At 39.5% G+C, this 1,492-nt stretch carries 1 protein-coding gene; it reads left to right on the forward strand.

The features are described from left to right. Positions 1–20: 20 nt before the first annotated feature. On the forward strand, positions 21–1,103 hold the full coding sequence (locus QWZ08_RS28140; protein ID WP_290341376.1) for an IS110 family RNA-guided transposase: 1,083 nt from the start codon (positions 21–23) through the stop codon (positions 1,101–1,103). Positions 1,104–1,492 lie beyond the last annotated feature (389 nt).

A 1,492-nucleotide genomic window follows, 5' to 3' on the forward strand; every position in this document is an offset into this window, starting at 1 on the left:
CATTATAAAACTTAATACCCATGACTAAAGTTAATCAATTAGATTTTACAGGTACTACCATTTTTTGTGGTTTGGATGTACACAAAGTAAGCTGGCGTGTAAATCTCCGTGATACAGAATTGGAGTTAAAAGATTTTACCCAGCCAGCCGATGCCTATTTATTGCACAAGCACCTTTCAAAAAACTATCCCGGTGCAAAATACAAGGCAGGGTATGAAGCTGGTTTTTGCGGTTTCGGCATTCAACGTCAGCTTTCAGCTCTTGGTATAGAATGTGTCCTGCTTAATGCTGCTGATATTCCAAAAGGAGACAAAGACCGCAGGCAAAAAAATGATAAACGTGATGCCCGTAGTATTAGCCAGGAATTAAGTAGTAAAAAAGATTTAAAAAGTCTTTATGTGCCTTCCCTTGCGTGGGAGCATGCCCGTACATTGGTTCGTAACCGACAGCAACAAATTAGCGACAGCACCCGCTGCAAATGCCGTATCTGGCACTTCCTGCATTTTAGTTCACTTCAGGCACCAGACAAAACAGAAACAGGTCAATACTGGAGCCGGAAGTTTATTAAAAAGCTGGAAGAAATGGATTGTAATAGCAGTCCCGAATTAAAAGCTGCACTGCAAATTAAATTGCAGGATTTTCTGCATAAACGAAATTTATTGCTTCAAAGCACCAGGGCTATTCGCCAATTATATAAACAACCAACTTACTGGCCGTTAATGCAATTGATACTAAGTATCCCCGGCATAGGTGAAATAAATGCCGCCATCATTTTATTTGAGCTACAGGACATTTTTCGTTTTAAAACATTTGACAATCTTTGCAGCTATGTAGGCCTGGTACCCGATACCGACGATAGTGGCGATACCAAAAGAAACAAAGGACTTACTCACCGTCGAAACACCTACTTACGTGAAGCATTAATTGAAAGCAGCTGGGTGCTCATAAAAAAAGATCCTGCCATGCTGATGAAATATAAAGACTATTGCAAACGCATGCATAAAAACAAAGCTATCATCAAAATTGCACGTCATCTGCTGGCAAGAATAAATTATGTGCTGAGAAAAAAAACTCCCTATGTAAGCGGTCTGCTGGCCGGGTGAACTTCATACGTTTTTTAAGGCATTTTTCTCAGGAATTTTTCAGAAAAAAAATAGAGACTGATCATAAAACCAGTCTCTTCATCGAACAGGAAAAATTCCGTCGAAACTGACTTATCCCTTGCAAAGTTGCACGTCTGCATTGCTTCGCTCTGTTTGGGTCAGCCATATAAAATTATAAAAAACTGGTTAAATAAATAAGAAAAGATTACCTGGTACACCCACCGCTGGACGGAATTTGCAGCCTGGTGATAAACCGCCACTGTCTGCTCTGAATTAGGATTCAGGTGTACCCCTTAAAAATTAAAAGAGACCTTGTAGCACCCTTGCGGAAGTCTACTCATAGAAGTGTGCTTTTCAAATTTATAATCAGTGTAAAAAATATTTATGTA

The organism is Ferruginibacter paludis, from assembly GCF_030409685.1.
In the GTDB taxonomy this organism is placed as follows: domain Bacteria; phylum Bacteroidota; class Bacteroidia; order Chitinophagales; family Chitinophagaceae; genus Ferruginibacter; species Ferruginibacter paludis.